Genomic DNA, 7,352 nt, shown 5'->3' with positions numbered 1-7,352 from the left:
GTGAGAGTGCCGATCCAGAGCTACTTGCCACGCTCAAAGCGTGGCGAAAAGAGCTGGCAAGCGAGCAAGCCGTCCCGCCCTATGTGATCTTCGCCGATAAAGTGCTGGAGGGAATCGCAGCCCGTAAACCTGCCAATGAGTTTGAGCTTTTGGAGATCGCTGGAATTGGCCCCGGAAAAGCGGCAAAGTTTGGCGAGATCGTCTTGGAGCTGGTTCAGAAATATGGTTGAAACACCACGGCGCTAGACTTGTGATTAGTATAAACTAATCACTTGACAACTTATCAAGGCAAGGTATACTGTGAAAATGGTAGCCCACTGTTGGGCGGCGTGTTTGTATCTATATCTCTGGAGATTTCTTTTATGGTGAAACGCTATTCTTCAAGGTCGGGGTTTACCTTGATCGAACTTCTGGTGGTGATCGCAATTATCGCGATTCTTGCTGCCATTCTCTTTCCCGTTTTTGCCCAAGCTCGCGAGAAGGCCCGTCAGACTGCCTGTCTGTCGAACTTGAAGCAGATCGGCACGGCGTTTATGATGTACGCGCAAGACTACGATGAGACCATGCCCATCTGGACTGCGAATGCCTGTGGAACTTTAGCAGGAGGCGCATTTGCGTTTCAATATCTTTTCCCCACACTGGTTAATCCCTATATCAAAAACGGTGCTATACAGACCTCTGCAACGGGCGGTGATCTAAAGGGGGTCTGGGCTTGTCCGACGACCAAGGCATCCCTCTCGTCGTTCTCAAATACGTATGCCTATAACTACTATGCCTTGGGGGGAACCTCTAACTGTACGGGGGCTGGACTCTCGGCTGCATATGCTCCATTCGATGGAGGTACGTATGCTTACCCTGCATCATTAGCTTCTCTGGGACGGCCTGCCGAGACCTTTATGCTTACTGATGGTGCTCAGATCTCTCGCCCACCCACTGCTTATGCTGTTAATGGAAATAGTGCCAATAACAATGGCGTCTGGGGGTCGCATCAAGGTGGAAACGGTGTTGTCGCTCCTTCTGCGGGGGCCAGCACAAACGCAGCGATCAATCGTTTCATCACCGGAACACTCACCATGGTTTTGTATGCGGATGGACATACGAAGGCGATTAATACACAAAATCTTGTTTCCTTTCAGTGCATCATGAACAATGGTGCCTGGCGCGGGACTTTGGGGAATGCAACTAATATTAAGACTCCTCAAGGAAATCCTGGTTGGGCACGAGACTGGTAGTTAATTTGTTGTTGGAAAGAGTTAAGACTAGGAGCGATCCTAGTCTTAACTTTTTTATTGCTATAAACTAATCATTGACATTAACAAGCAGTAGGGTATACTGGAGCACCTGTTGGCCCGCTGTTGGGCGGGCGTTTGTTTGAATTTATGGAGGTTTTTATGAATCTACGCCGTCAAAATCGCTCAGCTTTTACGCTGATCGAACTTCTTGTCGTGATCGCGATCATTGCGATTCTCGCCGCTATCCTTTTTCCTGTTTTTGCCCAAGCACGTGGTAAAGCCCGTGCGATTGCGTGTCTGTCGAACATGAAGCAGATGGGAACTGCGGCCATGATGTACGCCCAAGACTATGATGAGACTATGCCTACGTGGTCTGTGTATTGGTATGCCTACTATGTTCCAACGCCCATTGGTGGTAAGTTTCCTGATACCATCGATCTCTATTGGGATGCACTTTTGCTCCCTTATGTAAAGAGTGGTTCACCAGGAAATGCCTCTGTGACCAACAGACTCGGTGGGGTTTGGCACTGTCCCGATGCGGAGAATCCTGATCTTAACGTTCGGAGCTACGGCTACAGTATGGGCCTGACTTACGACACAGATCCCACCAGCCCGTTTTACTACCGCTGGCCTGTGCTCGCTGAGCTAGAGGCTCCCGCCTCGACGGTTTTTGTGGGAGACTCGGGTTCCTCCGGTCGTCTGGGACGAACCTATGATTTTCAGGGTTATGCTGAGAAGTACGTGACAAAAGTACGGCCCACTCGCGATTCCCCGTGGCGACACCAGGAAGGTGCAAACTATGTCTACTGCGATGGCCATGCGAAGTATGGCAAGGGTGATATGATGTTCCCCCATCCTCCACCTCCCAGTACAGCCTATACAGCTGCTCGTCCTCAGGCAAACTGTGCCCACGCGAAATTCTTTGCTGCGAAGGCTAATGAGCGAAGCTACTGGGCAGCACAAGCCACCGCAGCAGGCGTTCCCTGCACGCCATAATTGGCTTAGGAGTTTAATGTGAAGACGTTTTTTCTTCTGATACTTGGTTTAGTGGCACTCACAGGTTGCACGAAGCAGGCAGATCCAGCCGCTCCAGCCGAGGCTCCTGCCGCTGCGAACGCTGCACCTGTCCAGACGGCACCAGGTGCGCCAGCAGATGCAAATAAGCCTCTGACTGATGGGCGGATTGATAAATCCGCTGAAGCAGGGGCCGCGGGTGTGGGCGGTAAGTAGCCGCTAGGATGAGGCCGGGGAAGCGTTTGCTTCCCCGGCTTATTTATTTTGTGGCGGCATCGGCGGCGAGGCGGCCCATAAGGATCGAGAACTTAAAGCCATGCCCCGAGCACGCCGAGACGCGCGTGACTTTTGGGCGTGGGTGATCAAAGACAAAGCTCTCGTCGGGAGTGTTGGTGTACAAACACGACGCATGGTGCGTCACGTCCTGCCCGAGGCTAGGAAAGCGTGTGGCCGCGTAGGCGAGGGCTGCGTCATCGTCGCTCTTTTGCGTGGGACGGTCAAGCCGCTCTTGGTCAAAGGGGACTTGCGGGATATGGCGGGCCAGCTTCACGCCGGCAATACGGCCATCGCTGGGGAAGCCATACCAGTAGCTCTCGGCATCGATCCAGACCGGGTAGCCGGGCAGCTCGCCTGCAAGATAGGTGACTTGTTGGCGTGTGACGGTAAGCGGCAGTGGTTGCTCGGGGAAGAGTGTGTTGGCCCAGGCCCCTGCGCAGACAATCACGTGATCGAAGCTCTCTAGCGCATCTAAGCTTTCGACAACCGTGTTCTCCCGCAGCTCCGCCCCGGCTTTTTGGGCCAGTCGCGCCTGGGCCCGCACAACCGCACCGGCTCGCAGAAAACCCGCATCGCTCTGCCAGAGCGCCGCTTCGTTGGGATGGAGCACCAGGGCGGGGTAGCGCTCCGTCACTTCCTCGGCACTGAGGAGCTGGTGCACAACGCCATTGATCTCCAGCGCCTGCTGCATGCTTGCCAGCTCGGGGTGGTCTTTGGGGCCGAAGAAAAGCCCGCCACAGCGCACGAAAAGCTCCTCGCCTGCTGCTTGCTCAAGCGCTTCCCAGAGGGGGTAGGCTTGGCCCATGAGCTTGGTGTAGTGCGCCTCCGGGTAGGCGTAGCGAATGATCCGTGACTCCCCGTGCGACGAGCCAAAGCCATGCCCAATCTCGAAACGCTCAAACCCGACAACCGTGTGGCCCGCTTCGGCAAGAAACCGACACGCCGCGCTTCCGACCGCACCGATACCCACAACCGCGACTTTCATTGGGCGAGTCGGAACCCATCGGAGTCGCCGCCCTTGCCGGGGAAACTCCAGGCACGGCCCGCCACACGATGCGAGGTGCTCGTGGTGTAGCTGTACCAAGAGGCACCCCGCAGGATTCGATCTGTGCCTTTTTCAGGCCCTTGGGGGTTTTCGTCGGGCGAGCTGGTGTAGTAGTCCGCGCCGTACCAGTCGGCGCACCACTGGAAGACATTGCCCGCCATGTCCGTGAGGCCGTAGGCATTGACAAAGATATTCGTGCTGCGGCTGACCGGGGCGGTCTTGTCGCGCTGCTCTTTCATGCTGGACCACACGAGCTCGTCTTTGTAGACATCGCCCCAGGGGAAGATTGGGGAGGGCTGATCTCCCTGCGCGGCGTACTCCCACTCGGCCTCGGTGGGGAGGCGCAGGCTTGCCCAGTCCGCCATGGCTTTTGCCTCTGTCCAGCTCACATTGACCATCGGGTGATCGGGGATCCAGCCCCAGGCAGGGGGATCGGGCATCTTGCGGTTCGTTGCCTTGCAGAACTCCTGGAACATTCCCACAGTTACCGGCGTGCGCCCCAGCTTAAAGGCCGCCAGGGTCACTTTATGCACCGGCTTGCGATCCGGCGCGGTGTCTGGGCTACCCATCAGAAAGCTCCCGGCGGGAATGGCGACAAGCTGCGCTTTGTACTCGGCGATTGTCAGGGGCGAGGGCGGCAGCGCGGGTTTTGCAGGCTCCGGCTTTGGGGTTGTCTCTTTGGGGAGCTTGGCAAGTAGCTCGGTGATGGTCTTTGCCAGGGCGGGGGCGGGCTTGAGTGCACTCGCCTTGGTCAAGCTCGCCCCCGCTTCTTCCGTCTTGCCCTGCTTTAAGGCGATGCGCCCCAGCCAGTAGTGCCCTTCCGGAGCGCTGGGCTGGAGGGCAATGGCCTTGCGTGCCTCGCTCGCGGCGGCATCGAGCTTGCCTGCTACCGCAAGCTGCTCAATACGCTTCAGAAGAGCAGGAAAGCTCTCCACAGCCTGCACGATTGTTACGAGAAAAGGCATTCTACTGAACCCACCCGGCTCTTCGCTCATTCTTCGCTACGAGCCACCCTCCCTCAGGGCCGGGAGGGTGAGAAAAACCGCCTACTCCTCTTCCTTGCTCTGAGGGAAGGGGCTAGAGGATGGATTCAGGGTGCTAGGGGATGGGTTCAGGGTGCCAGGGGCGGCGGCGATGGCGGCGGGGGTAGATTCCTCACCGATCTCGCGCATCGTGTCCTCAATGTTCTTCTTGCGGAAGATCACCACGGAGTCGTCACCCTCGCCATCCAGCTCGGCCAGGACGATATCGCCCTCGCTGAAGCGGCCTAGAAGAACTTCCTCAGCTAGCGGATCCTCGATCATGCGCTGCACCGAGCGACGCAGTGGGCGAGCGCCGTAGGTCGGGTCGAAGCCATCGGCGGCGAGCTTCTCCATCACTGGGTCGGCCACTTCGAGCACCAGATCGTGCTGCGCAAGCTGCTTGCGGACGCTGCCCAGCATCAGATCCACAATCTGGCGGATATTGGCCGCCGTAAGTGCGTGGAAGACAATGGTCTCGTCAATGCGGTTGACAAACTCAGGGCGGAAGGCACGCTTGACCTCTTCCATCACCTTGTTCTTCATGCCCGTGTAGTCGCGCTCAGTCTCGTCCTTGGGCTTGTTGGTGCCCCGAAGCCCGATCTGAGGCTCGCGGTTGATGATGTGCGCCCCGATATTACTCGTCATGATCAGCACCGTGTTCTTAAAGTCCACCACGCGGCCTTGGGAGTCGGTTAAGCGCCCATCTTCCATCACTTGCAGGAGCAAGTTAAAGACTTCCGGGTGGGCTTTCTCGACTTCATCGAGCAGCACCACGGCGTAGGGATTGCGCCGCACGGCCTCGGTGAGCTGCCCGCCCTCGTCGTAGCCGACGTAGCCGGGAGGTGCTCCCACCAGGCGAGAGACGGCGAAGCGCTCCATGTACTCGGACATGTCAATCCGAATAAGATTCTCTTCTTTCTGGAAGAGAAATGCTGCGAGTGCACGTGCCAGCTCGGTCTTTCCGACACCGGTGGGGCCTAAAAACAAGAACGAGCCTATCGGGCGCTTCGGGTCTTTCAGGCCAGAGCGGGCACGGCGGATCGCCTTGCTGACCGCGATAATGGCCTCTTTCTGGCTGATAACCCGCTTGCCCAGCGACTCTTCCATCTGAAGGAGCTTCTGGGTCTCGGTCTCGACTAGGCGGTTCACCGGGATTCCGGTCCAGGCAAAGACGATCTGCGCGATATCGTCTTCGTCCACGATCAGCTCTAGGCCCGCTCGCTCTGTGTCCCAGCGCACCTGTAGCTCCGAGATGCGCTCCACAAGATAGCCCTGTTGCTCTTCTAAGAAGTTCACGCGGTCAAAGTCGCCCTCGTCGGGGAGGCGGCCTAGCTCTTTTTCAATCTGAATCAGCTCCGCCTTGGCCTCGCGCAGAGGCTGCGGTGCGGTGGCGGCCTTCAGGCGAACTTTAGACGACGCTTCGTCAATCAGGTCAATGGCCTTGTCGGGAAGATGGCGGTCGGTGATGTAGCGATCCGCGAGGCGGCAGGCAGCATCGAGCGCACTGTCCTTGATCTCGACCTTATGGTGCTCCTCGTAGCGGTGGCGCAGGCCCTTGAGGATCTCAATGGCCTCCTCCACACTGGGCTCGTCCACTTTTACCATCTGGAAGCGGCGGGCAAGCGCAGCATCTTTCTCGATGTACTTGCGGTACTCATCGAGTGTTGTTGCGCCGATACACTGGAGCTCGCCGCGCGAGAGTGCAGGCTTCATGATATTACTGGCATCAATTGCGCCCTCGGCAGCTCCGGCTCCTACGACCGTGTGTAGCTCGTCAATAAAGAGAATGATCTCTCCATTGGATTTACGCACTTCGTCCATCACGCGCTTCATGCGCTCCTCAAACTCACCGCGGTACTTGGTTCCCGCGACCAGTCCCGCAAGATCCAGTGAGATGAGGCGCTTGTCTTTGAGCATCTCAGGGATGTCTTGCGTGACGATACGCGTGGCCAGCCCCTCGGCAATCGCGGTTTTTCCGACGCCGGGCATGCCCACTAAAACGGGGTTATTCTTGGTACGGCGTGAGAGAATCTGAATAACCCGCTCAATCTCCTCGGCACGACCAACCACGGGGTCGAGCTTGTCGTTACGAGCGTAGTCGGTCAGATCGCGTCCAAACTCATCGAGGGTGGGGGTGCGAGAGCGCTGATCCTTGCTGGGATTGCCACGCCCAGCCGCCACCGGCTGACCTGGCTCCTGGTCTTGCAGCGTGCGCACTTCCCTGCGCGTGCGCTCCAAGTCCACGCCTAGCTTGCCTAAAACCCGCCCCGCCAGCCCTTCGCCCTCACGAATCAGCCCAAGAAGCAAGTGCTCCGTGCCAATATAGTTGTTGCCCAGCTGCCGCGCCTCGTCGTAGGCTAGGTCAATGACGCGTTTTGCACGCGGCGTCAGCTGCATCTCCGGCCCCATACGCCCGTCGCCGCGAGCAACCTGCCGCTCGATCTCGGAGCGAATCCGGCCCAGAGAGACCCCGATCCGATCCAGAATACGCGCCGCAACGCTGTCATTCTCTTTGACAAGACCGAGCAACAAGTGCTCCGTCGAAACATAGTTCTCGCCTAAACGTCCCGCTTCTTCCTGTGCGAAGAAAACCACGCGGCGTGCGCGCTCCGTGAATCGTTGCCACATAGGAGAGATTGTATCGCACTTCCCCCCGCCTCTGCCTCCTCACCGTTCGGCTAGCGGCAGGCTCTGCGCGGCGATAAATTTCTCTAGGTGCTTGGCGGCGTAGGTCTCTGCCCAGTTCTCCAGCGTCTCAGTGAC

The 7,352-nt window shown here is 57.8% G+C and carries 6 protein-coding genes; 3 read left to right on the top strand and 3 right to left on the bottom strand.

The features are described from left to right. The 3 genes from AC1XOS_RS17495 to AC1XOS_RS17485 all read left to right on the top strand — a co-directional run. Window positions 1-230 (top strand): HRDC domain-containing protein (locus tag AC1XOS_RS17495; protein ID WP_481963505.1); only part of this gene is annotated, 230 nt, incomplete at its 5' end. A gap of 42 nt (window positions 231-272) precedes the next feature. Continuing rightward, window positions 273-1,232 carry a type II secretion system protein gene (locus AC1XOS_RS17490; protein WP_481963504.1) on the top strand — a complete coding sequence of 320 codons (960 nt, stop codon included), beginning with the start codon at window positions 273-275 and terminating at the stop codon, window positions 1,230-1,232. 159 nt (window positions 1,233-1,391) lie between these two features. After that, a complete protein-coding gene (locus AC1XOS_RS17485; protein WP_481963503.1) occupies window positions 1,392-2,228 on the top strand; it encodes a prepilin-type N-terminal cleavage/methylation domain-containing protein in 837 nt (278 codons plus the stop codon). A 277-nt stretch (window positions 2,229-2,505) separates the two neighbouring features. Here the strand turns inward: AC1XOS_RS17485 and solA are convergent, their stop codons facing one another. The 3 genes from solA to AC1XOS_RS17470 form a co-directional block, all read right to left on the bottom strand. Then, window positions 2,506-3,507: an N-methyl-L-tryptophan oxidase gene (solA, locus tag AC1XOS_RS17480; RefSeq protein ID WP_481963502.1), complete on the bottom strand. Its 1,002-nt coding sequence runs from the start codon at window positions 3,505-3,507 to the stop codon at window positions 2,506-2,508. After that, complete coding sequence (locus tag AC1XOS_RS17475) at window positions 3,504-4,532, bottom strand: SUMF1/EgtB/PvdO family nonheme iron enzyme (RefSeq protein WP_481963501.1); 1,029 nt, start codon at window positions 4,530-4,532, stop codon at window positions 3,504-3,506. Before AC1XOS_RS17475 ends, solA begins: the two co-directional genes overlap by 4 nt. A gap of 81 nt (window positions 4,533-4,613) precedes the next feature. Further along, window positions 4,614-7,217, bottom strand: coding sequence for an ATP-dependent Clp protease ATP-binding subunit (locus AC1XOS_RS17470; RefSeq protein WP_481963500.1), 2,604 nt, complete (start codon window positions 7,215-7,217; stop codon window positions 4,614-4,616). Window positions 7,218-7,352 lie beyond the last annotated feature (135 nt).

Source organism: Armatimonas sp. (assembly GCF_964826245.1).
Note: the sequence above shows the minus strand (reverse complement) of the source record. Positions and strands in the feature narration are given on the sequence as shown.